This window comes from Serratia sp. UGAL515B_01 (assembly GCF_033095805.1).
Classification (GTDB): Bacteria; Pseudomonadota; Gammaproteobacteria; order Enterobacterales; family Enterobacteriaceae; genus Chania.
Window position 1 is genome coordinate 3,563,867 of sequence record NZ_CP109901.1, and the last position, 24,613, is coordinate 3,588,479.

At 48.2% G+C, this 24,613-nt stretch carries 22 protein-coding genes and 1 pseudogene; 11 read left to right on the forward strand and 12 right to left on the reverse strand.

The window, feature by feature from the left end; translation table 11 throughout:
• The first annotated feature begins 52 nt into the window (after positions 1–52).
• Together OK023_RS16155 and OK023_RS16160 are read left to right on the forward strand one after the other, a co-directional pair.
• Positions 53–1,972, forward strand: coding sequence for an ABC transporter ATP-binding protein (locus OK023_RS16155; protein ID WP_317693677.1), 1,920 nt, complete (start codon positions 53–55; stop codon positions 1,970–1,972).
• A 571-nt stretch (positions 1,973–2,543) separates the two neighbouring features.
• Positions 2,544–2,966 carry a hypothetical protein gene (locus tag OK023_RS16160; protein WP_317693678.1) on the forward strand — a complete coding sequence of 141 codons (423 nt, stop codon included), beginning with the start codon at positions 2,544–2,546 and terminating at the stop codon, positions 2,964–2,966.
• 563 nt (positions 2,967–3,529) lie between these two features.
• Here OK023_RS16160 and OK023_RS16165 read toward each other — a convergent pair.
• Both OK023_RS16165 and OK023_RS16170 read right to left on the reverse strand, forming a co-directional pair.
• Positions 3,530–4,312: a PhzF family phenazine biosynthesis protein gene (locus tag OK023_RS16165; protein WP_317693679.1), complete on the reverse strand. Its 783-nt coding sequence runs from the start codon at positions 4,310–4,312 to the stop codon at positions 3,530–3,532.
• A gap of 10 nt (positions 4,313–4,322) precedes the next feature.
• Complete coding sequence (locus tag OK023_RS16170) at positions 4,323–4,925, reverse strand: LysE family translocator (RefSeq protein WP_317693680.1); 603 nt, start codon at positions 4,923–4,925, stop codon at positions 4,323–4,325.
• Positions 4,926–5,043: 118 nt separating this feature from the next.
• Here OK023_RS16170 and OK023_RS16175 point away from each other — a divergent pair, with 118 nt between their 5' ends.
• Positions 5,044–6,024, forward strand: coding sequence for a hydrolase (locus OK023_RS16175; protein ID WP_317693681.1), 981 nt, complete (start codon positions 5,044–5,046; stop codon positions 6,022–6,024).
• The gene (locus OK023_RS16180; protein WP_317693682.1) at positions 6,021–6,254 is read left to right on the forward strand and encodes a YheU family protein; all 234 of its coding nucleotides are present in this window, start codon (positions 6,021–6,023) and stop codon (positions 6,252–6,254) included. The genes OK023_RS16175 and OK023_RS16180 overlap by 4 nt, the downstream gene beginning before the upstream one ends.
• 98 nt (positions 6,255–6,352) lie before the next feature.
• On the opposite strand, the gene OK023_RS16185 is transcribed toward OK023_RS16180, so the two are convergent.
• Positions 6,353–6,763: a helix-turn-helix domain-containing protein gene (locus OK023_RS16185; protein ID WP_411569366.1), complete on the reverse strand. Its 411-nt coding sequence runs from the start codon at positions 6,761–6,763 to the stop codon at positions 6,353–6,355.
• 71 nt (positions 6,764–6,834) lie between these two features.
• Between OK023_RS16185 and OK023_RS16190 the strand changes: the two genes are divergently transcribed.
• Positions 6,835–8,040 (forward strand): MFS transporter, encoded by a 1,206-nt coding sequence (locus OK023_RS16190; protein WP_317693683.1) that lies wholly within the window; start codon positions 6,835–6,837, stop codon positions 8,038–8,040.
• 110 nt (positions 8,041–8,150) lie between these two features.
• The gene (locus OK023_RS16195; RefSeq protein WP_317693684.1) at positions 8,151–9,020 is read left to right on the forward strand and encodes a phosphoribulokinase; all 870 of its coding nucleotides are present in this window, start codon (positions 8,151–8,153) and stop codon (positions 9,018–9,020) included.
• A 40-nt stretch (positions 9,021–9,060) separates the two neighbouring features.
• Here the strand turns inward: OK023_RS16195 and OK023_RS16200 are convergent, their stop codons facing one another.
• Both OK023_RS16200 and OK023_RS16205 read right to left on the reverse strand, forming a co-directional pair.
• On the reverse strand, positions 9,061–10,233 hold the full coding sequence (locus OK023_RS16200; RefSeq protein ID WP_317693685.1) for an amidohydrolase: 1,173 nt from the start codon (positions 10,231–10,233) through the stop codon (positions 9,061–9,063).
• A complete protein-coding gene (locus OK023_RS16205; RefSeq protein ID WP_317693686.1) occupies positions 10,223–11,437 on the reverse strand; it encodes an MFS transporter in 1,215 nt (404 codons plus the stop codon). Before OK023_RS16205 ends, OK023_RS16200 begins: the two co-directional genes overlap by 11 nt.
• A 190-nt stretch (positions 11,438–11,627) precedes the next feature.
• On the opposite strand from OK023_RS16205, the gene OK023_RS16210 reads away from it, so the two are divergent.
• A complete protein-coding gene (locus tag OK023_RS16210) occupies positions 11,628–12,536 on the forward strand; it encodes a LysR substrate-binding domain-containing protein (RefSeq protein WP_317693687.1) in 909 nt (302 codons plus the stop codon).
• Positions 12,537–12,538: 2 nt separating this feature from the next.
• On the opposite strand, the gene OK023_RS16215 is transcribed toward OK023_RS16210, so the two are convergent.
• Positions 12,539–12,946, reverse strand: coding sequence for an OsmC family protein (locus OK023_RS16215; protein ID WP_317693688.1), 408 nt, complete (start codon positions 12,944–12,946; stop codon positions 12,539–12,541).
• A gap of 379 nt (positions 12,947–13,325) precedes the next feature.
• Between OK023_RS16215 and crp the strand changes: the two genes are divergently transcribed.
• Positions 13,326–13,958 carry a cAMP-activated global transcriptional regulator CRP gene (gene crp, locus OK023_RS16220; RefSeq protein ID WP_004090925.1) on the forward strand — a complete coding sequence of 211 codons (633 nt, stop codon included), beginning with the start codon at positions 13,326–13,328 and terminating at the stop codon, positions 13,956–13,958.
• Positions 13,959–14,016: 58 nt separating this feature from the next.
• Positions 14,017–16,092: a YccS/YhfK family putative transporter gene (locus tag OK023_RS16225; RefSeq protein WP_317697772.1), complete on the forward strand. Its 2,076-nt coding sequence runs from the start codon at positions 14,017–14,019 to the stop codon at positions 16,090–16,092.
• A gap of 68 nt (positions 16,093–16,160) precedes the next feature.
• On the opposite strand, the gene OK023_RS16230 is transcribed toward OK023_RS16225, so the two are convergent.
• The 4 genes and pseudogenes from OK023_RS16230 to OK023_RS16245 form a co-directional block, all read right to left on the reverse strand.
• On the reverse strand, positions 16,161–17,378 hold the full coding sequence (locus tag OK023_RS16230) for an aspartate aminotransferase family protein (protein WP_317693689.1): 1,218 nt from the start codon (positions 17,376–17,378) through the stop codon (positions 16,161–16,163).
• A gap of 111 nt (positions 17,379–17,489) precedes the next feature.
• The gene (locus OK023_RS16235; protein ID WP_317693690.1) at positions 17,490–18,065 is read right to left on the reverse strand and encodes an aminodeoxychorismate synthase component II; all 576 of its coding nucleotides are present in this window, start codon (positions 18,063–18,065) and stop codon (positions 17,490–17,492) included.
• A gap of 58 nt (positions 18,066–18,123) precedes the next feature.
• The gene (locus OK023_RS16240; RefSeq protein ID WP_317693691.1) at positions 18,124–19,650 is read right to left on the reverse strand and encodes a DUF853 domain-containing protein; all 1,527 of its coding nucleotides are present in this window, start codon (positions 19,648–19,650) and stop codon (positions 18,124–18,126) included.
• Positions 19,651–19,859: 209 nt separating this feature from the next.
• Positions 19,860–19,977: pseudogene (locus tag OK023_RS16245) on the reverse strand (LytS/YhcK type 5TM receptor domain-containing protein); the annotation flags it as partial.
• Between the two features lie 154 nt (positions 19,978–20,131).
• Here OK023_RS16245 and OK023_RS16250 point away from each other — a divergent pair.
• Positions 20,132–20,521, forward strand: a complete 390-nt coding sequence (locus OK023_RS16250; RefSeq protein WP_317693692.1) for an Arm DNA-binding domain-containing protein — start codon at positions 20,132–20,134, stop codon at positions 20,519–20,521.
• A gap of 873 nt (positions 20,522–21,394) precedes the next feature.
• On the opposite strand, the gene OK023_RS16255 is transcribed toward OK023_RS16250, so the two are convergent.
• Both OK023_RS16255 and ppiA read right to left on the reverse strand, forming a co-directional pair.
• Complete coding sequence (locus OK023_RS16255) at positions 21,395–21,553, reverse strand: hypothetical protein (RefSeq protein ID WP_317697845.1); 159 nt, start codon at positions 21,551–21,553, stop codon at positions 21,395–21,397.
• 163 nt (positions 21,554–21,716) lie between these two features.
• Positions 21,717–22,286: a peptidylprolyl isomerase A gene (gene ppiA / locus OK023_RS16260; protein ID WP_317693693.1), complete on the reverse strand. Its 570-nt coding sequence runs from the start codon at positions 22,284–22,286 to the stop codon at positions 21,717–21,719.
• 746 nt (positions 22,287–23,032) lie between these two features.
• On the opposite strand from ppiA, the gene OK023_RS16265 reads away from it, so the two are divergent.
• Positions 23,033–24,151: a succinylglutamate desuccinylase/aspartoacylase family protein gene (locus OK023_RS16265; RefSeq protein ID WP_317693694.1), complete on the forward strand. Its 1,119-nt coding sequence runs from the start codon at positions 23,033–23,035 to the stop codon at positions 24,149–24,151.
• Positions 24,152–24,613: the final 462 nt, after the last annotated feature.

A 24,613-nucleotide genomic window follows, 5' to 3' on the forward strand; every position in this document is an offset into this window, starting at 1 on the left:
CCTGTTAACGTAAACCGATTCAATTTAACATACTCCAAACATACGGCGCTTTATGATTGTATTCTCCTCGCTACAAATCCGACGCGGTACACGCGTCCTGTTGGACAACGCCACGGCGACGGTTAATCCAGGTCAAAAAGTTGGCCTGGTGGGTAAGAACGGCTGCGGTAAATCGACGCTATTGGCATTATTAAAGGGCGAAATCACCGCAGACAGCGGGAGTTATACCTTCCCCGGCAACTGGGCATTAGCCTGGGTTAATCAGGAAACACCCGCATTGGATGTGCCTGCCATTGAATATGTTATTGACGGCGATCGCGAGTTTCGTCAGCTCGAAATCGAATTACAACAGGCAAACAGTGACAATGACGGACATGCCATCGCCACACTGCACGGTAAGCTGGACGCGATTGATGCCTGGACTATTCGTTCCCGTGCCGCCAGCCTGCTGCACGGTTTAGGCTTTTCCAATGAGCAGTTACTCAAGCCGGTGCGTGCGTTCTCCGGTGGTTGGCGCATGCGTCTCAATCTGGCTCAGGCTCTGGTTTGCCGTTCTGATTTACTGTTACTCGACGAACCGACCAACCACTTGGATCTGGATGCGGTTATCTGGCTGGAACGCTGGTTGAAAAACTATCCCGGCACTTTAGTACTGATTTCGCACGATCGGGACTTTCTCGATCCCATTGTGGACAAGATCCTCCATATTGAAAATCAGACCATCAACGAATATACCGGTAACTATTCCTCGTTCGAGCGCCAGCGCGTAACCAAGCTGGCGCAGCAACAGTCGCTCTATCAGAGCCAGCAGGAGAAAGTGGCTCACCTGCAAAGCTATATTGACCGTTTCCGTGCCAAGGCCTCTAAAGCCAAGCAGGCACAGAGCCGTATCAAGATGCTGGAGCGCATGGAGCTGATTGCTCCTGCGCATGTAGATAACCCCTTCAGTTTTAGCTTCCGTGAACCGGAAAGCCTGCCAAACCCGTTGCTACGCATGGAAAAAGTCAGTGCTGGATACGGTGATAAAGTGGTCCTGCAGTCGATTAAGCTCAATCTGGTGCCCGGTTCACGCATTGGCTTACTGGGCCGTAACGGCGCCGGTAAATCGACCCTGATTAAATTGCTGGCTGGTACTCTGCCATCACTGAGCGGCGAAGTTGGGCTGGCAAAGGGCATAAAGCTGGGCTACTTCGCGCAGCATCAGTTGGAGTTCCTGCGCGCTGATGAATCACCATTGCAGCATCTGAGCCGCATCGCGCCGCGAGTGTTGGAACAGCAGCTACGTGATTATCTCGGCGGCTTCGGTTTTCAGGGCGATAAAGTTACCGAGGTTACCGAGCGTTTTTCAGGTGGTGAAAAAGCGCGGCTGGTTCTGGCGCTAATCGTCTGGCAGCGGCCCAACCTCCTGCTGCTCGATGAACCCACCAACCACTTGGATCTGGATATGCGTCAGGCGTTGACTGAAGCGCTGATCGACTTCGAAGGCGCATTGGTGGTCGTTTCGCACGACCGTCACTTACTCCGCTCTACTACCGACGATCTTTATCTGGTACATGACGGCCAGGTAGAGCCGTTTGAGGGAGATCTGGACGATTACCAGCAGTGGCTCAGTGACTTGCAAAAACAGCAGGCGCAGCAAGATACCCCATCCAAACAGGATAACGGCAACAGCGCGCAAGCACGTAAAGATCAGAAACGTCGCGAAGCCGAATTCCGAACGCAAACCCAGCCTTTGCGTAAGCAAATCGCCAAGTTGGAACAACAGATGGACAAACTGGGGGCTGAGTTAGTGACAGTGGAAGAGCAGCTGGCAAATTCGGCATTGTATGATATCAGCCGGAAAGCCGAACTGACGGAATGCCTTCAAAAGCAGAGCCAAACCAAATCCGCGTTGGAAGAGACAGAAATGACCTGGTTAGAAGCGCAGGAACAGCTGGAAAACCTGACCCAGGCGTTTGAATCAGAAAATTAATCCTAGGCTGTGTCCCTTAACTGCCCGTGGTGCCGTCGTAGACCCAAAAGCCCATTATAAAGGCGGAGGGTTAAGGGCAGAGTGTGGTCCTCTGTTCAAGCCCGACAACACAGATAATGGGCTTTTGGGGCGCGTCCCTACGGGCCGGGGCCGTTTGCGCTCATTTCTGCGTTGTTCGCCGTTTACCTGTCCCAACAAACCTCACGGTTCACGCCTTGCTCTGCGCGTAAATGACCGCCAGCGGCTCTCGCGTAAAGTTAAGGGACACAGCCTAATACCCGAGGTCTACAACTTCATTCACCTTGCAACGCAAGGTGAATTTATTTTGTAAAGAAGCTAACACTCTGAAATTCATTAATCGTTTTTTAGTCACATCGTTAAAATTTCATTTATCTACCTGCTGACTCTGCCAACTTTTCCCCATCAGCATTTATCTTAGAAACAATGAGCATTAATGAAAACTAAATGAATAGCTAATCCAAACTAGAAAGCAGTGGACTAATGAACAATAAAAAGTAACCTACGTATATTACTGCAAGACACATTGCACAATAATCATTAATTGAACAACATGAAAGTAACAACCGTATTAACAACACTTATTATTGCAACATGCCTTCTTGGTTGTTCAAAAAACCAAGTCACATCGAGTTATTGGGCTATAAAAAAGGACAATGACAACATTATGTATCTTCCTCTTGCTAAAATATTATGCCATGAGAAAGCAGAAGAAATATTCCCTATCGAGTGCGAGGTAAAAAAAATATCAAAATATGATCATTACATTAATAACACTGGCAATGATAGTCATTGTAACTATATGAAATATGATAGAAGTTGGACGAGTGGAGAATATGGTGTAGATAGAGGAGATGGGGGATATGAAAATTTTGGTAGGCTTGGGATAGAGACTTACCTCAAAGATATTAACACAAAAAATCGTAACGACTCTTTCTATCAATGTATGAGCATAAAAGGCTGGACCCCAGAATAAGATAATTCTCACATCCTTTTTTTGTGAAGAATCAGCAAAGTCATAGTGATTAAGTTAATGATATAAATGGTTATACTCCTGTTAAAAACCTGATTGTGATTGATTTACTCATGCAAGATAACCCGTTATATTAGCCATGAGAACGGGATCATATAATTGCCTACTTTGGGTCTATTAACCTTCAGTGAAGCAGGACGTTATTAGCATACACACCCTTTACCCCCTGCTGATAATATTGAGGGGAATTGATGAGGTATTATCTAACACAATATTGACAATCGAAGCCTCAATAAACCGGACTCTCTGAAACGATATCTCATACAACGTCAAGTGATGCTGATTATCACTGATAGCTTTACAATAAATTCAATTACCCCTATGTAATACCTAACATCCCACCCATTATTACGGGGAATATTGTCGAGCAAGAACGGGTAACCATGGAGCAAGAGCTGCAGGGTCGTCTGGTATCCATAGCTACAGCCCAGCATGCTCGATAGTATCCTTAAAACCGACGGTTGCAGCTAATCTCGGCTCTGTAGCACCTAAGGTGCTACAGACTTTTATAGATTGATTTTCCCGCGCAAAAAGATATGGGCATAACCGCCCAACAACGTGCGATCCCCTTTCAGTTCGCAGAATAACTCACCACCACGCGACGAGATCTGTTTGGCATGCAGCACATGGCGACCAAGCCGCGCCGTCCAATAAGGCATAAGCGTACAATGTGCAGATCCCGTTACCGGGTCTTCACTACGATCCAAAGAGAAGTAACGCGAAACAAAGTCAACTTCGTCGCCCGGCGCAGTTACGATCACGCCGCAACCGACGTAATCGATCAACGCAGCGATATCTGGCTGTAATGTTTTGACCTGTTCTTCATTCGCCAAGACCACCATTATCGCAGTCGCTTGCCATACCTCCAACAGTTGAGCACCAAGCAATGTCGCCAGTCGCGCCGGTTCGGCTATTTTCTGTGGTGGCCGGGAGGGGAAATCAAGGATCAGACGTTCACCGTCTGCAATATCGCGTTTTACATACAATTCACCGCTGGCGGAACGGAAACGGATGTCTTTCTGTGACGGATTTACCACATTCAGCAGCACATGAGCAGCAGCCAGAGTCGCGTGCCCGCAGAGGTCAACCTCTCGCGTTGGCGTAAACCAGCGGATCGCCTGCATATCACCATCATCCCAAACAAAACTGGTTTCCGGCAGAGAGAGCTCATTAGCAATAGCTTGCATTTGCGCGCTATCCAAAGGCTGTTTTAACAGTAAAACTCCCGCCGGGTTACCGCGCAGACCTTTGCCGATAAACGCATCAACGTGAAAATAATTTTCATCCATCGGTGTTTCCTCAATGCCAAATAAGTAATACACAAGCCGCCGTTAACAGCCCCATCGAAACGTTAAAGATAACCCAGGCTTTTTTACTGCGTAACAGACGGCCAATGACCGTACCAAACCCCAACCAGATGATCCCAGCAATGATGTTTACGGCAAAAATACCAAAGGCGATCGCCAGAATAGAGTGATTGTATTTGTCACCCGCCAGACTAAAACTCGCCACCGCCCCCAATGCCATTAACCAAGCCTTTGGATTGAGGAACTGCAACAGCCAGCCTTGATAGAAGCGAATAGGCTTGGGCGGTGCAACGTCGGTTTCCAGTTGTTCATAAGCCGCTGTAGCTACTTTCCATGCCAGCCACAGCAGGTAGAGACTGCCAAGGATCTTGAGCATCAAGTGCAAAGAGGGATAAATCAGAATCAACCCACCTACACCAAACGCCACCAGCAACAAAATACTTTGCATACCCAGCATAATACCAATCATCAGCCACAATGAACGCGTGAAGCCGAAATTAGCGCCAGAAGTGGTCAGCAGCATGTTATTTGGGCCTGGCGTGATCGCTGCAACCCACAAGAAACCTAACATCGAAAGAAATAAACTCAGCTCCATGAAGTGGGTGCTCCTCACCCAAATGATTTTTTTGCAGTATGATTGTTCACATTGGGTATTGAAGCTAACAGTGCGGTATTGATCACACAATAGCCGCCAACAAGAATTTTATTCAACTATGAATGAATCCTTTCGCCCACTGACTGGGGCAAGTAATCCACATCTGCAAACCCTGTTGCCACGGTTGGTTCGTCGTCGTGTCATGTTGAAACCCTTCTGGCAGCGGCTGGAGTTGCCTGATGGCGATTTCGTCGATTTAGCCTGGAATGAAGATCCGCAATTGGCGCGGAATAAACCACGCGTGGTGCTATTTCATGGGTTGGAGGGGAGTTTTTACAGTCCTTATGCCCACGGATTGCTCAATACATGGCGCGAGAAAGGTTGGCTGGGGGTGGTAATGCATTTTCGCGGCTGCAGTGGCGTCCCCAATCGCAAGCAACGTATCTATCATTCCGGTGAAACGGAAGATGCGCGTTTCTTCCTGCGCTGGTTACGTGACAGTTTTGGTGAAGTGCCCACGGCAGCGGTCGGCATTTCTCTTGGCGGCAATATGCTGGCTTACTACCTGGCACAACAGGGGAATGACAGCCTGTTACAGGCAGCCGCTATCGTTTCTGCTCCGCTGATGTTGGAGCCTTGTTCGATTCGTATGGAACAGGGCTTTTCTCGCGTTTATCAGCACTACCTCTTAGGCCAGCTAAAACAAAATGCGGCGCGTAAACTGCTGCATTATCCAGGCACACTGCCTCTGAATCTGCCACAGTTGAACAAATTACGGCGCATCCGCGAATTCGATGAAGTTATTACCTCACGCATTCACGGTTTCAGTGATGCTATCGATTATTATCGCCGTTGCAGTGCCTTGCCGCTGTTGCCGCAGGTCACCACACCCTTGCTGATCATTCATGCCAAAGACGATCCCTTTATGACCGATGAGGTGATCCCCGACCTCACCAGCCTACCTACCAATATCGAATATCAACTGACGGAACGCGGCGGCCACGTTGGCTTTGTTGGCGGCACATTAAAAAAACCGCAAATGTGGCTGGAATACCGCATTCCATCCTGGCTTGCTCCTTTTCTGGAATCAACAACGTGATTATCCCCTGGCAAGAGCTTGAAAATGAAACTCTGAACAACCTGATCGAATCCTTTGTCCTGCGTGAAGGAACCGACTACGGTGAACATGAGCGAACGCTAGAACAAAAGGTGGAAGACGTACGCCGCCAGTTGAAAAGTGGAGAGGTGGTGCTGGTGTGGTCTGAACTGCATGAAACCATTAATCTCATGCCCCGTGGGCAGATACGCACCGGGCACGAAGAGATGTAGTTGCCATTTCACCGACATCCCCCTTCAACATCGTTTTACCCAACGTCGCTCTATGGCAGGGCGAAGGGTACGGGTTTTCGCAACGATAACCTCATTTCTTATTTCGCTTTACTCTTTTGGCGACGGATTGCCGTCAAGAGTAAACGCCGGAATTTCGGACATTCAAGATGTGATGGGGCCGGGCAGTCGGCAACATGACGTAGAGCATTTTTCAACACTGTGAGATTGTCGATCTGACGCTCTAGCTCGTCTGCTTTGAGATGTAGGTTTGCGCGCGGTAATTCCGGCCTGCCATCTTTGCCAAACATTCCAGAAATCTCATCCAGTGAGAAACCTGCGGACTTACCGAGCGCCACTAATGAGAGCCGCAACAAAACATCCGTCTCAAACTGCCGGCGCAACCCATGTCGTCCAACGGATGCGATCAACCCTATTTCCTCGTAATAACGCAACGTCGAAGGTGATACGCCGGATTGTTGCGCTACTTCGCCGATATCCAGAACTTTCATACTTGACCTCAAGTTGACTTGAATTTGTAAGATGCATCAACACACAAACTCTTGCAACAGGAAAACAAAACATGGAACAAGGTCCGGATTATCTCAAAAGAGCCGTCTGGAGAGATCCAAAAGCTATTGCTCTTTTAATGGCGGCGAGTTTGACCGTTATGGCGAATGCAACGATCAGCCCCGCACTAGCAGGGCTTGAGGCTAGTTTTTCAGACACGCCAAACGCAGGCATTCTGACGCGCCTGCTGGTGCCTGCTCCTTCTCTGAGCGTGGTTCTATGTGCTCCGCTTGCAGGTATTTTCTCTGACCGTTTTGGGCGACGCTGGATGCTGCTGGTTGGCGTTATCCTGTTTATTATCACAGGTAGTGCCGGTCTCTACCTTCCAAGCCTGCCTGAGATTTTTGCAAGCCGCTTGGTCTTGGGCGTCGCCGTGGCGATCATTATGACAGCGGGAACAGCCCTGATTGGTGACTACTTCACCGGCGACCAACGCAATGACTTTGTGGGGTTACAGGTGTCGGCTCGCAATTTCGGAGGTTTTCTGTTTATCTCACTGGCTGGATACGCGGCAGCAATATCACCCCGCCTACCCTTCGCGATCTACGGCCTAGCGGCCCTTTTCCTGCCTCTGATGTGGATGGTCATTACCGAGCCAGCCAGAGCAACCCCTCAGGCAAAAATATCCAGGAACAGTGGAGATCCCGCATGGAACCCTTTTATTTTATTAGCTTTAGCGTGTTTGCAAATGATGACGAACCTGATCTTCTTCGTCCTGCCAACGCAGTTGCCCTTTTTCTTCAATGCACAAGGATACAATAGCGCAGTGATGACCGGCTCGGCTTTAGGTGTATTGACACTAACGGGGGGCTGTACCGCTTTACTTTATGCCCGGATAAAGCGGGTAATCGGCTTTTTTGGTAACTACACCTTAGGCTATGCCATGATGGCCCTTGGGTTTACGCTCATCAGCAATGGAGGAAATACCTGGACCATCTTTGCCGGTACTGCAGCGATCGGCGCAGGTTACGCCACGGTGTCACCAAATTTCGTCGCTATTGCACTCAACCTTGTGCCAGAACAACGCAGGGGCTTCGCTGGGGGCGTTTTGACCACATCAATATTTCTTGGTCAGTTTCTTTCCCCTTTATTCAGCACACCGTTGATTTCAGCACTAGGATATGATGAAACATTTTTTCGCCTCTCACTGCTTCTTGGTGCCATGGCTACAGTTGCGGGGATCGCAGGAGGGCGCAGATCACTGCGATCCTCCATTTAAAAATGGTCTCAATGGCAAACTGGTTATCTGTAACATCAAGAAATAGAGGTATATTCTGTTAAGGCGAATTGAAGCCTACTACCTCGCACACTTAATGGAGTTTTCCACTTATGTCTGCTAAGCACCCTATTATCGCGGTAACCGGTTCCAGCGGTGCCGGAACAACCACCACCAGCCAGGCGTTTCGCAAGATTTTCCAGCAGCTCAATATCCATGCGGCACAGCTGGAAGGTGACAGTTTCCATCACTATACTCGGCCGGAAATGGATGCAGCCATCCGTAAAGCGCGCGATCTGGGTCGCCATATCAGCTATTTCGGCCCGGAAGCCAACGATTTTGGCCTGCTTGAACAAAGTTTTGTCGAATATGGCAAAAATGGTACCGGTCGCTCACGCAAATATCTGCACACTTACGATGAAGCCGTACCCTACAATCAGGTGCCGGGAACATTCACCCCTTGGGAACCCTTACCTGTTCCAACAGATGTACTATTTTATGAAGGTCTACATGGCGGCGTAGTGACAGAACACATCGATGTGGCTAAACATGTCGACCTACTCGTTGGCGTGGTTCCTATTGTCAACCTAGAGTGGATACAGAAGCTTGTGCGTGACACGGGGGAGCGAGGTCACTCACGCGAAGCGGTAATGGACTCCGTAGTTCGTTCGATGGAGGACTACATTAACTATATTACGCCACAGTTCTCACGTACCCACATCAATTTCCAACGGGTTCCAACGGTGGACACCTCTAACCCATTTGCCGCTAAAGCGATTCCTTCACTGGATGAAAGCCTGGTGGTGATCCACTTTCGCGGCCTGGATCAGATCGATTTCCCCTACCTGTTGGCCATGCTACAGGGATCGTTTATTTCACATATCAATACGCTGGTTGTGCCGGGTGGCAAAATGGGGCTGGCAATGGAGCTGATCATGGCTCCATTGGTAAAACAGCTATTGGAAGGTAAGAAAATAGAATAGTAACCTTGTCTGGCGCGGTTCATCACCGCGCCTATGCTTCTCAGCGCATCAGTAGACGGCGAATAAAGCCGACGTGCAGTTTCACCCCGATCAGTAATGCAGCTTCATCCAGCTTAAACCGTGGATTATGCACACCATAAGTGGCACCAATCGCTTCATTGCCACTGCCGACAAACAGGAAACATCCCGGAACTTTCTCTTGATAGGACGAGAAATCTTCACTGCCAAACATCGGCGTTGCCATTTCCCGCAATGCCCGCGGCCCCACAGCTTCAGCAATCACCTCACGTGCGATGGTACAAGCGTCTGGGTGGTTATTACCGATGGTATAACCACGCGTCCAGTTCACACTGTAGCTTGCGCCATGAGCTTGGCTGATCCCTGCAACGGTTTGTTCAACCAACAGCGGTACCCGTTCGCGTACTTCCCGGCTATGAGTACGCAGGGTGCCTGCTAGCCTGACACTGTCCGGAATAACGTTATAACTGTCACCCCCCTGGAAGGTTGCCACTGTCAGGACAGGGACATTCAATGGATCAAGCTTACGTGCAACAATCTGCTGCAAGGCAGTGACAATTTCCGCACCGATAGGGATGGGATCAATACATAAATGAGGCATCGACCCATGTCCACCCTTCCCCTGCAGTACGATATCGAAGTTATCACTGGAAGCGCTGAAAACGCCCTGTTTTAACGCCACTTCACCAGTAGGGAAATTGGGCATAACATGCAAGCCGAAGATCATCGTCACCCCATTCAATACCCCAAGCTCCACCAATTGCTGTGCCCCTCCCGGTGGAACCTCCTCGGCATGTTGGAAGATGAAACGCACTGAACCCTGTAAGTGAGATTGCAACTGGCATAATACTCTGGCTGCCCCCAGTAGCATTGCACTATGCGCATCATGGCCGCAGGCATGCATCACACCTGGTCGTGTCGAACAGAAGGGTTCGTCGTTTTCCTCCTGAATCGGCAAAGCATCGATGTCAGCACGCAACGCAAAACAAGGCCCCGGTGCCGCCCCCTTCAATTCAGCAACCACGCTATTCGGGGTCGGACGGGTTACCGTTAAGGGGCCAAAGCTGGCCAGTTGCTCGGCGATATAATCGGCTGTCTGCGCTTCATGAAATGATAATTCAGGATGGGCATGAATGTGGCGGCGCCAATTCAATACCTGTTGCTCAACACCTGCTATCAACTGCTCAATATCCATTTTCGTACTCCTCAATGTTCAATGCTGGTTGACGCGACTGGCGCGCCAGCGGCAGGATCACCAGCCCAGAAACCACCATGGCCAATGCCAAAAAGATAAAGGTCGTCATGTAGTCCTGACTTAGAGTGATCAAATAGCCCATAGCAATCGGCGCAACAAATCCCCCAAGGGTGCCACCTGTGTTGATCAACCCCATCGCAGCACCCATCACTTCCGCAGGCAAACGTTTCATTGGCAGGGTAAAAACCGTCACAAAAGACGCCATCAGAAAGACATAACTCAGGAACAGGCACAGACTGGCAGTCAATGGTGACTCACTGGTAAACACCAGCCAGATGCAGATTGCGCTAAGGAAGGAACTCAAACAAATCACCTGTGGCTCGCGGCCTTGTAGATAACGCCCTACCAACCAGCCAGTACCCAGTGAGGAAATCCAAATCCCCAAACCACCAGCAGCCACTACCAGGCTGGAAACACCTATCGGTAGCCCTCGTTGCTGAACCAGGAATTTCGGCAGCCAGGCCATCAAACCATAAGACGGAATGTTAATGCAGAAGATCGCCACAAATAGCAGCAATACGATCGGGCTTTTCAACAAGGCTTTATAGCTTGCCCCTGTTGCTCCAGGCTGGGCACGTTCGGCTTGAGGCGGGTTAGGTACCAGCCATAAGATACAGGCAGCAATCACGAATGCCAGCAGCCCAAGCGCAGAGAAGGAACCACGCCAACCGATATGATCAAGGCAATAAACCGCCACTAGCGGCCCGACAGTCATCGCCAGCCCGGCGGAGGAAAGTAGAATGGATTGCGCGAACGTACGCTGTTCAAGCGAGAAACTCGCCACCACAGCTTTAGCGCACGAGCAGGGATAGCCGGAGTGGCCTATACCGGAAAGGAAACGAAACGTTACCAGTAGCCCCAAGCCGAATCCCAAGATGCCGAAGCACAGCGCAAATCCGCCGAGCAATAGTAATGAGCTACACAGTACTTTCTTGAATCCAAAACGGTCATTGAGCCAACCAGCCGGTATCTGGAACAATGAGTAGGCCAAGAAGAACATACCGGTAATATACCCCAACTGTTCAGCCTGCAAATTGAACTCACGTTCGATAGGCAACAGCGCGAACCCCATTACGGTTTTATCAATGTAAACTACGACATAACCCACAAACAGCAAAAAAATCATTAGTGAACGATTTTTCATCGCTGATATTCCTTTAAGTTATCGCTAAGGTCCCACATCATGGCGGGCTTATGTTGATAGTGTGATCGACATCACTTATAACTTTAAATAACAATCACTTATATCAATCCCGTGGAATCTATAGGCTTTTTATTAACTGCATAAGATACAATTTTTTAATTGATGATGACTTTTGCTGATAGGGGTAGAAATGGGGTATTTACCAAAGTTGCAGCAACTGAAGGTTTTCCAGCAAGTGATCCGCAGCGGTAGTATTCGCGCTGCGGCGCGCACGCTTGGGCAATCTCAACCGGCAGTCAGTCGCACTATCCGCGAATTGGAGCAAGTGTTAGAAACCCAGTTAATCATTAGAAGTAACCAAGGGATGACATTGACCGAAACAGGCCGCACCTTCTCTCTACGGATGCAGTTGATTCTGGAAGAACTGCAGCGTGCCGCCGATGAGATAAAACAGTTGAACCAGCATTCACAGGGCAGCGTTGCTGTTGGATGCTCTTCTTTGCTGGCACTCACGGTACTCCCGGCACTGGTAGAGGAATTTAAACAACCGTTTCCACAGGCCAATCTGCTCATCCGTGAAGCCCAGATTTCTACATTGCTACCAGCATTACGTGAGGGGCGGCTGGATTTTGCCGTCGGCACTTTCAGCGCTGAACTCCCGTTGCAGGATTTAGTGCGCGAACCGCTATTCAACGCTTCATTTTGCATTATTGCACGCCAAGGACACCCCCTGATGCAGGCGACATCAATGGATGAACTCCGTGAAGCAAAACTCGTATTACCGGAAACCGACATGGGGTATTACCAACAACTACAATCGATACTCGGCACTTTCTACCAACAGTTGCCCCATACGCCTATACGTACAGATTCAGTGGCATGCGGGCTGAATATGGTCTTGGAAGCGGGCTATCTGGCGATAGTCGCTCGAGCAATGGCGACACCGCTCTATTTACAGCACCGACTGGTGACATTACCTATCGACAATCTGCCGCAAGCACAGTATTGCGTGCTGTACTCGCAAAAATCGCCGCTAACCATTACGGCGCGGCAATTTCTGGATTTATTACGCGTTCACTGCCAGCGCTATCGATGGTAGGCTCAGGCAATTTCACAGATTTCAAAAGTATGGGTAACGCTAGCGGCTTTGTTCAGCATCAGCGCTACAGAGCAGTATTTCTCTGCGGAAAGATTAACCGCTCGTTCAACAATATTATCGGTCAGCCCGTTACCGGTCACAATAAAGTGCAGGTTGATATGGGTAAACAGACGAGGAGCTTCTTCACGACGTTCTGAGGTCAGTTTTACCTCACAATTAACAATATCGTTACGGCCTTTTTGGAGAATTGACACCACATCAATGGCACTGCACGCCCCAACGGACATTAACACCATCTCCATTGGGCTTGGTGCTTTATCCCCCGCGTTACCATCCATCAACACCTGATGACCAGAAGCTGACTCCCCCAAAAAAGTCAGCCCCTCAACCCATTTCACTCTTGCCTGCATTTTGTACTCTCCGGTTAACTTCTGAAAACAAAGTAAGCTTTCGCATAGAAACTGACAACGGAACCTGATGCTAGTCATGCTGAAGCGAGACAATACAAGACACTCGCCTCACTCTGTGCTACAAACAAAGTCGCAATAACTCTTTCCAGGTGTTCGATTTTCAGGGAACTGCCAAAGGAAAGGTTCCTATATTGGTATGTTAACAGAATGTAGCTTGCAGCACTCCGCGCAAGTCAATATGCTAGAACACAAGCATATTTCTATAACATGCCTCAAACCTGTTGATAGCCACTAATAAAAAACCAGGCTATAGGCACGTTTACAGGGAACTCTGACCCCTGTGATACAAGGCAGCGATAACAACAGAGGATAACAGCGAATGGTTCTCGGCAAACCGCAAACAGACCCGACTCTTGAATGGTTCCTGTCTCATTGCCATATCCACAAATATCCATCAAAGAGTACGCTGATTCACCAAGGTGAAAAGGCCGAAACGCTTTACTACATCGTAAAAGGCTCCGTCGCGGTGCTGATTAAAGATGAAGAAGGCAAAGAGATGATTCTGTCTTACCTTAACCAAGGGGATTTCATCGGCGAGCTAGGATTATTTGAAGAAGGCCAAGAGCGTAGTGCTTGGGTAAGAGCAAAAACGGCTTGTGAAGTAGCTGAAATTTCTTACAAAAAATTCCGCCAACTGATCCAGGTTAATCCGGATATTCTGATGCGTCTTTCCGCACAGATGGCAAGCCGTCTACAAGTCACCTCAGAGAAAGTGGGTAACCTCGCTTTCCTTGACGTCACTGGGCGCATCGCGCAAACATTGTTGAATCTGGCAAAACAACCCGATGCCATGACTCATCCTGATGGTATGCAGATCAAGATCACCCGCCAAGAAATTGGCCAAATCGTCGGTTGCTCGCGTGAAACCGTCGGTCGTATTCTGAAAATGCTCGAAGATCAAAACCTGATTTCCGCTCACGGCAAAACCATTGTCGTATACGGCACTCGTTAATCCTTGAAAACACGGCGCAGGAACATGCGTCGTGTCTCTACCTGCAGAATGGCAAACCATGTGGCGTCGCCTGATTTATCACCCTGAAGTCAATTATGCGCTGCGGCAAACGCTGGTACTTTGCCTGCCAGTGGCTTTTGGTTTGCTGATTGGAAACCTGCAATTGGGGTTGCTGTTCTCTCTGGTTCCCGCCTGTTGCAACATCGCCGGGCTGGATACTCCCCACAAACGCTTTTTCAAGCGTCTAGTCGTTGGCGGCCTATTGTTCGCCTTCAGTAGTTTATTGCTGCAACAGACTCTGCTGTGGCATGTTCCGTTACCCTTGCTAATGTTGGGGATGGCATTGTTATTTGGCGTCAGTGGTGAAATCAGTCCACTGCACGCCCGTTTGTTGCCCGCAGCAATGGTCGCGGCCATTTTCTCACTCAGCACGGCAGGCAGCGTCCCTATATGGCATAACCCCTTGCTATATATCGTAGGCACAGCGTGGTACGGGTTATTTACCTGGTTCTGGTTCAAGCTATGGAAAGAACAACCGATGCGTGAATCTCTGAGCCAACTTTTTACGCAGTTAGCCGATTATTTTGAAGCGAAATACTCATTGCTGACTCAACACATCGATCCGGAAACCGCCCTTCCCCCTTTATTAAAACGCCAACAACAAGTGATGGATCTCATCAACCTGTTGTACCAACAACTCAATTTCTTGCCCCATGCCAGCAACCTTGAGCAAAAGCGTTTAGAAAACATATTTCAGGTCGCGCTCGATCTGCAGGAACACATTACCGTCAGCCTGCATCAGCCAGAAGAGGTACAAAAACTGGTGGAGCAGAGTCAGGCCGAAGCGATTATCCGCCGCAACGCGCAAGTTATCGCAACGCGCCTGCGCGAAGTGGCCGACGATATTCTTTATCATCGCCGCTCACAGCGTTTTGCTATGAAAAACGAGTTGGCCGCATTAGAAAAAGTGGCTACACAGCATGCCGATAATCCGGTTGGCCAATTCTGCTATTACCACTTCAGCCGGATCGCACGTCTGCTACGAACCCAGCGCCCACTCTATCGCCGTAACATTATGATCAATCAGTCGCGATTACCCTTCTGGCCCGCGGTGGTGGGCTATCTTTCGCTAAAATCCAATGCGTTGCGTAACGCTGCCCGGTTGGGGGTTATACTCGCCGTCGGCTGCAATCTGGGGATGATATTCAACCTGCCCAAACCTTATTGGATTTTGCTGACCATTATGCTGGTCAGCCAGAACGGTTACAACGCGACAAGGGTGAGGATCCAGCACCGTGCGCTTGGTACTGTGATTGGATTAGTGATTGCCTCAGGGTTGCTGCAGTTGCAACTGCCAGAGCTGGCAACGCTCTGCGTTATGCTGGCAATCACTCTCGCGGCCTATCTGGTTTTGCGTAAAAACTACGGGTTGGCAGTGATAGGCTTTACCATCACCGCCGTCTACACGTTGCAAATATTGGCTCTCAACGGCACCGATTTCCTGATACCCCGGCTAATAGATACGCTTATCGGCTGCGTACTGGTATTTGGCGGAACGATCTGGCTGTGGCCACAATGGCAAAGTGGACTACTGCGTAAAAACGCGCATCAGGCGCTGGAATATGACCAGACAGCATTACGCATGTTATTGGAAGAACAGGAACCCAACCCCATCAAATTAGCCTATACGCGGATGCAGGTTAATCAGGCTCACAACACCCTATTCACCTCTCTCAATCAGGCCATGCAGGAACCCGGGTTTAAATCAGATTATCTGACAGATATGCGGTTATGGATCACACACAACCAGTTTATTGTCGAACATCTGAATGCAATGACCATTCTGGCACGCGAGCACTATATGCTGACGCCAAAACTGGCGGAAGAATATCTGCAAAGCTGTGAGATTGCGCTGCAAAGCTGCCAACAGCGCTTGGAGTATGACGGGCCGAATATCAGCAACAGCATCATGCAGTTACCTGCCCTGCACCCGGATATGCCAATAACCGAAATGGAGCGCCACCTGCGGCGCATTCTTTCACATCTTGGCGTAATGCATACCATTTCTTCACTGGCGTGGCGCCAACGCCCACACCATGGGATTTGGCTTAAGCGCAAACTGCGTGACAGCTGATCTACTCGTCAGACTTCAAGCCGCCTAGGTATTCTTGGCCCGTCCATGAGCCTGAGCACGCAGAAAGATTAGGCGTGAATCACATCCTGCACGGCCAGTTCAAACAGTGCCATACCCTCTTCAATATCTTTCAACTCTACCACCAGCGAAGGAGCAAAGCGGATCACATTTGGCCCGGCGTTAAGGATCATCAAACCACGCGCGGCGGCGGCGGTCAGGAAATCACGTGCTTTACCATGATATTCCGCTTTTAACTCTGCACCAATAAGCAACCCCAAGCCGCGAATATCGCTGAAAATACCGTGTTTTTTGTCTATTTTCTGTAAAGCCTGGACAAATAACCCGTGCCGCTGCTCGATGCCGCTTAACACTTCCGGCGTATTGATAACATCCAATGCAGCCTCTGCCACCGCACAAGCCAGCGGGTTTCCCCCATAGGTCGTACCATGAGTACCTACCTGCATTACCGAGGCGACCTCTTCGGTAGTCAGCATTGCACTCACTGGAAATCCCCCTCCCAGTGCTTTGGCTGTGGTCAGAATGTCTGGCGTAACGCCAAAATGCATATAGCTAAACAGCTTACCGCTACGGCCCATACCGCTTTGTACTTCATCAAATATCAGCAGAGCCTGGTGTTGATTACACAAGTCACGCACGCCTTTGAGGAAAGCCATCTCAGCGACGGTGATCCCTCCTTCCCCCTGTATCGGCTCCATGACGACGGCACAAGTGTGATCGTCCATTACAGCCTTGACGGCTGCGAGATCGTTAAAGGGAACATGAACAATATCAGCAGGTTTAGGCCCAAAGCCATCAGAGTATTTCGGCTGTCCCCCCACCGAAACGGTGAACAGGGTACGACCATGGAACGCATTGTTAAAGGCAATGATTTTGGTTTTGTAAGGGCTGTGACGAGTGATAGCATAATGACGCGCCAATTTGAATGCGGCTTCATTAGCTTCAGCCCCTGAGTTGGCAAAAAACACGCGGTCAGCAAAGGTGGCTGCAATCAGTTTGGTGGCCAAACGCAATGCAGGCTCATTGGTGAACACATTGCTGGTATGCCATAAGGTTTCACCCTGCTGCTTTAACGCTTTCACCAAGGCTGGATGACAGTGCCCCAGTGCCGTCACCGCAATACCGCCAGAAAAATCGATATACTCCTTCCCTTGCTGATCCCATACACGGCTGCCCTTGCCCTCTACCGGCACAAACTGAGCGGGGGCATAGACAGGTAGAATAACCTGGTCGAAGGTACTGCGATTTACAGAGGGTTTTTCGGACATCAGGAACTCCTGAACAATAGGTATCAAGTGAAAATATAATCACAAAATATGCATAAAAAACCAATCAAGAGCAAATATAAATCACTTTAAATAGCGAAAAAACATAACCTTCTAATTTTTAAGAAAATTATCCAAAAGCTGATGCCCTTGTTCACTGAGAATGCTTTCAGGATGGAATTGTACCCCCTCCAACGCGAGCGTTCGGTGGCGAATACCCATTATCTCATCCTGCTCATTGCCTCTCTGGCTCCAGGCTGTTACCTCAAAACAATCAGGCAAAGTAGCAGCATCAAGTACCAATGAGTGGTAACGCGTTACCGTCAGCGGGTTATTCAGGCCTGTGAATACTCCCCTATTGATATGGCGGATACTGGACGTCTTACCGTGCATAACCTCGCGAGCACGCACTACGTCAGCACCAAACGCCTGTCCTAAGGCCTGATGCCCAAGGCAAACGCCGAGGATTGGCAGTTTTCCGGCAAAATGGCGAATAGCGTCCAACGAGACTCCCGCTTCGTTTGGGGTACAAGGTCCAGGGGAGATAACTAAATGCTGGGGGGCCAACTTTTCAATATCGGTCAGTTGTAATTCATCATTACGTTTTACCAACACTTCTGCACCCAATTCGCAGAAGTATTGATAAAGGTTGTAGGTGAAAGAGTCGTAATTATCAATCAGCAGCAGCATATAACGTCCAACAGAAAAAACGCGGCACCAGTTTACTGCGACTACCGATAATGTCAGCCTACTTTTTGCGGCCACCCATGATTGAGCCTAAGACGCCACGCAGGATCTGACGCCCCAGATCACGAGCCATGCTCTTGGCGGCAGTCTGAACGATACCATCTCGTTTTCCGCCGCGAGGCCCGGTAGAACCAAATAAAATTTCGTTTAACCCCCCCATCAGACCACCGCTATTTTGCTGCTCTGTTGCCGGTTTTTGCGCCGTGTGGTCCGGCTGCGGTTTGCCAAGAGTGGCAAACCCCTCAACAGAAAGCTTTTCGTAAGCAGATTCACGATCGACCAGATCTTCGTAGCACCCATACAGCGGCGACTTATTGATAACGCTGTTCAACCCTTCATCCCCCAACATGCCCATTCTCGATTCGGGGGCAATCACCATCGCTCGCTCCACCATGTTTGGACGTCCTTTCTCATCCAGAAAGGAAACCAACGCCTCCCCAACGCCCAACTCGGTAATCACTGTTTGTGCATCAAAGGCAGGATTAGCACGCAGGGTTTGTGCGGCAGCCTTCACCGCTTTTTGGTCCCTTGGCGTAAAGGCCCGTAAAGCATGCTGGACACGATTACCCAACTGGCCTAATACACTGTCTGGAATATCCAGTGGATTCTGGGTGACAAAGTAAATACCCACACCTTTAGAACGGATCAAACGTACAACTTGTTCGATTTTAGTCAGCAGAGAGGAGGGAGCTTCATTAAACAACAAATGCGCTTCATCGAAGAAAAAGACCAGCTTAGGTTGTTCAGGGTCGCCGACTTCTGGCAAGTGCTCAAACAATTCTGCCAATAACCACAGTAGAAAGACTGAATATAATTTCGGCTGGTTAATCAGCTTATCTGCGGCCAGTAGATTAATGACGCCCTGGCCGTTACTGTCAGTTCTCATCAAATCATTAATATCCAGCATCGGTTCACCAAAGAACTGATTGGCTCCCTGCTGTTCTAACGTCAACAAACCACGTTGGATAGCACCGATCGACGCTGAAGAGATATTGCCGTATTGAGTCTGGAACTGTTTGGCGTTATCACCGACATACTGCACCACCGCACGCAGATCTTTCATATCCAGCAACAACAGTGCGTTATCATCAGCGATTTTAAACACCAGTTGTAGCACACCGTTTTGCACTTCATTCAGATCCAGCAAACGGCCCAGCAACAGTGGGCCAAGATCGGAAATAGTGGCACGTATCGGATGGCCTTTTTCTCCAAAAATATCCCAAGGGATCACTGGGCAGGCATGGGGTTGCCAATTGCTGATACCAATGGTAGCCAATCGCGCCTGTAGTTTATCGGAAGAGACCCCTTCGGCAGCAATACCCGACAGATCACCTTTTACATCTGCCAAAAATACCGGAATACCGATGCGCGAGAATTGTTCTGCCATCTTTTGCAGAGTGATCGTTTTACCCGTTCCGGTCGCTCCGGTGATTAGGCCATGCCGGTTTGCTAAGGCAGGCAGAATAACCAGATCATGTGCTGGTTTCCCAGCAATCATCGCTTTGGCAATAATCCGTGGTTCACTCATAGGCTTTTCCTTCAAGCGAATGCAACGTAGAAACGTCTGACGATATGTTAAAGCTATAAGCGTAGCCTACTGCCGTCAAGGTGGCCTAAGCTGTGTTCATTGATTGTCTAGGTTCTCTCGCGTTCTCAAAGCTCGTCATCGGACGGCGTCCATTTGAATACGTTGCTGCGTTGTCGGCTTCCCTCTCAACGTATAGCGCGGTGCAATCCCCCACCCAATACGGCACCGATGGCGTGCGTGTTGGCGATGGAGTACTGAATTATGTAAACCGAAATAGGTGCCCATAATGCAAAACACCGAAAAGATCACATAACAAAGTATTCTGTGAAGCATGGTTTTTTATGGTTCGTGGCTGTCTTGTAATATTATGATTTTTATCATAAATAAATATATTTTTGTTTGTGGTTGTTCATGCTTGTTCGTGGGTTTACATTGATCCGTGTATCACGTGGAAGCTATGAACTGATATTTCTGGGGTGATATGGCCAGCGGCACAAACAAGCTGAACGACAAAAAACTTCGATCATTACTCAACACGCCACGCGAAAAAGAAATTGTGATTGCAGATGGTGAAGGGTTGAGCGTCCGTGTTTCCAAGTCAGGCGCAGTAAGCTGGGTTTATGCGTATCGTTTAGATGGGCGTGGGGCTAGGTTGGAGCGCCTTAGGCTTGGTAACTACCCGGATAACGTGGTGATGGAAACCGATGCTAACGCCAATATCAAGCCGAACAAGAAGAAGGCCGCGAACAAGATAGACCCGGCTGTCGCCTTCCTGATGAGCTTCGGCACCTATCAGCTACAGCATGAAGAATTTGCCTTCGACCTGAGCGAAGAGCAACAACAGCGCCTTGCGGCGTTCAAGGGTATCTAATGGGGGCAAAGGCTGCAAAGAATCTTCCAAACATTGAGTGTAAACTGTTCTTCTCGGCCACATTCATTGGAGAGGTTATATGGAGATTTTGAAGCTTTACAGCAAGGAGATATTTTCTGTGTTTATCGCTTTGTTCACTTGGGTGCTTAATAACCGTTTCAAAGCGAAATAACCGTTTCAAAGCGAAAGCAGCGTTATCTTATGGCTTTCAACATGGATTTACGTTTTTATTGAACGAGCCTGTGCGCAATGCGAATAATGAGATTATTTATGACCGTCAGTTAGTACATACCCGATCGCTAATCCTAGTCAATGAAGGTCGAGAGAGTGCAACTAACATTACGTTAGTATTTAATTACAAACCTATGTATATGAATTTTTGGCCTATTCATCAATATACAGAAAGTTTTGTGAATGATGGTCGTTACATAGTTACTTTTGAGAGCCTTTCTCCGAACGACCCTATCCGGTGTGAGATTCTATCTGTAAATCAAGATGTTCCAGATATTTTAGCTATAAGATCGAATGAGTGTGTCGCAAAGCAAGTAAACCTTATCCCAGTTAAGGCTGTGACTCCGTTACTTCGGAAAGTATATATTCTATTTCATTTCATTGGGTTAGGTGCATTTGTTTACGCGATGATCATCTTGTTGCAATGGCTTATTGTTAAAAATGGGTGAGCATTTACGAGCCGTCTTTATGGCTGCAGTGGTTTACGCCAGCATTAAATAACAACGCCACTTAGGTGACTTTTTTGTTTGCCTGCGTTCATCAAAGAGTAATATCGTTCAAGTTTCGGTGTAGTCTATGGTGTAGTCATTTCAAAGAAAAAGGCGCTTAACCTAATCAGGAAAAGCGCATTTTTTCAATACGTTAACTGACCAGTATCAGTTCATACCGTAGTTTGTGAGGTAAGCGGATAGTGGCCTGCATCAAAGGAATAAACAGCGGTGTTTTACTCAACAAATAAGCAATAACAAGGTAGACACTCATCTGCTGAAGCAGCAGTAAAACCTGGTTAAACTCGAACATAACAACAGCTAATCCTGAACAACACGGGAAACACAGTGTACCGGGTATCCGGTCAGGTATAGGTGGGCAATTGAATCATGAGGTGCGGAAGAAAACAGTGATGCAGATAAGGCTTCTAGCGGGAAAAACTGCCGGTTCTTCTACCAGAACCGGCGCATTCGATTTATGGCAGTACTTTCGCTGACAAGATCACAATCGGTTTGCTCGGTACATTCTGGAAAGGGCCGACGTTACCGGTAGGTACTTGGGAAATTTTGTCTACCACGTCCATACCTTTCACCACTTTGCCAAATACCGCATAACCAAAATCACGCTGGCCGTGATCCAAGAACGCATTGTCGGCCACATTCAGGAAGAACTGGCTGGTCGCGCTGTCTTTATCGGCAGTACGCGCCATAGAAATGGTACCGCGCAAATTACGCAGACCGTTATCAGCCTCATTCTTGATCGGCGTCTTGGCGGTTTTCTGCTGCATATCCGCAGTGAATCCGCCGCCTTGGATCATAAAACCAGGAATAACGCGATGGAAAATGGTGTTGTTGTAATAGCCACTGTTCACATAGTCGATAAAGTTCTTGGTGGATACAGGTGCCTTCTGGCTGTCGAGCGCCAACTCAATATTACCTGCCGAGGTGGTTAACATGACATGTGTTTCACCGGCGGCCAATGCCGAAGGAGCCATTGCGGTAAGTGAACACAGCGCAACGAAGGTCACTAAAGTACGTTTGAACATGAACAGGTCCTTTCTCTAAGAGACATATAACGGAGAAGCTCATCAATTCTAAAGAGCTAATCTGACCAGCGCCAGCCATTTACCAACATTTACTCAATTGTCAGACACTTCCTAACACGGCTGGTTTTTCCTGTCGACAGTATGATCGCAAGCCCCATTTTTGCCAAGCTGAACACGCATTATTTACCGAGTTAAAAGATTAATAAGTATATTCAGACAGATTTACAAGCGTTATCTGAAAGGTTTTGAGGCGTAACTGGAGTGCTTAAGCTATTGACTATATTGCTAGGTTGTTCACCACTTATTTGGTCAGTAAGCCATGAAGCTCTACCTTACCGTACTCTCAAGGAACCTCCAACGGCACCACTTGTACACAATTAAAGAACGCTGGAGCAGTAAACACAGCCGACATCACAGCAACGTGAAGGGCATATTCTGATACTGAAGGCGCTTTATGAAACTCTGAAAAAATAAAGGTGCACTATACTGAACTGGCTTTTTTAAAGATTCAGAAAAATAAGCCTATACCCAAAATAATTCGAGTTGCATATAGGCGGCAAGTCTGAGCGTCGCCAGGAGCATAGCTCACTCTGTGACGGGTGCGAACGGACGACGCTAACACCCATGCAACTTGAAGAGTGGAGGGTATATATACAAGGATATTAGCGTCAAAGAAACATTCTTCATAAATATAACGGTAACACGACTAACCCATTTCAACTAGTTACCTCACGTGGAGTAAACAAATGAAAAACATCGTTAAATGCATGTTGATTATTACTTTATTTTTAATCCCTCCTCTGGCGAAGGCTGATGATTTAAAGACAGATAGCATTCAGGGTTACCCAGTCATTGAATCTCTGAATCTGGATAGCTTGCAAAAAGGTAAAATTCATTATTTTCTTTTTAAAGGTGTAGAAATGGGAACGGGGCAATATTGGTATGTTCCTATTATGGTTGCGAAAGGGATGAATGAGGGTAAAAGGCTACTATTGACGTCAGGCGTACACGGTGATGAAACCAGTCCTGTCGGTGTACTGCATAAGGTGTTTAACACAATCAATCCAGAACAGTTGTCGGGAACGGTGATAGCCATACTTGATATTAGCCGCCCTTCTACTGAGTTTGTGCAGCGTAAATGGCCGCTTAGCAGCGCAGGAAGCAGCCTGTCAGATATGAATCGAGTCTGGCCAGGGAAAGAGTTTGGTAATGCTGCCGAACGGCAAGCCTGGCTGATTTGGGAAAAACTGATCAAAGGCAATGCGGATATCGCTGTTGACTTCCATACCGCTTCTACAGGCATTGACTTTGCGTGGTTTATTTTTTCAGATTACCGTAACCCTGAGTCTAAACGCTTGGCGGAACTCTTTCCTGTCGATCAGATTAAAGACGATCCCGGTGTACAGGGAACGCTGGAAACAACGTTAATAAAATCGGGTGTACCCGCAATTACCGTTGAAGTTGGAGGCCCCAGGCATTTTGATAAAAAGCTGATTCAAGCCAGCGTCGATGGCGTAATGAATATTCTTGCCGATTATGCGATGAGTAATGAAAAAGTCGGGAAAGTAGCCAAAGACACGAATTTTTTCTTTGGTAACAAACTGGATACCATCGTTTCTAAAACTGGCGGTTATGTTGAAATGCTTGTCGATTTAGGTGACATGGTAAAACCAGGGCAAAAAGTCGCTATTCAACGTAATTTTTTCGGCAAAACATCCATTGAATATTTTTCAAACGTTAATGGCATCGTCTCTATAATTGCAAGAGATGCCCTACGTGAACCTGGAACCGAATTGTTGAGTATTCTTTCTTATGAAGAAAGTTGTAAAGAACAAGGTTGTCAATATGTCGGGGAACTTGAATAGATTTTGATCCACGGAGGGTTAATGGGGCCATAATGGGTACTCGGTGTGCCCCTTCACCGCTCGTGGTGCCATTACAGTCTCAAAGGCGTTATCAAACAACGCTAACTATGCGCTCGTGGAATCACCGCCAACAAGGTTGAAACCTACCTGCAACTTGAATGAACTTGTGTGCGGTATCATGGAAGAAAGTTACTACATTTAATGTATTGAACCCAAAAGAAGATCTCGATCACAAAAAATCCCGTTCCCTATGCTAGGATCCTCGTCCTGTTGGCCTCAACGGGATTTTTCTGTTTTTACCAGAAAAAGCCAGCGGCCTAAAACCTGTTCTATACCCAAAATAATTCGAGTTGCTTGTAGGCGGCAACTGAGCGAAGCCCCAGGAGCTTACTCAGGTAAGTGACTGGGATGAACGAAGGCAGTCAACACCCAAGCAACTTGAAGTATGAAGAGTATATACCC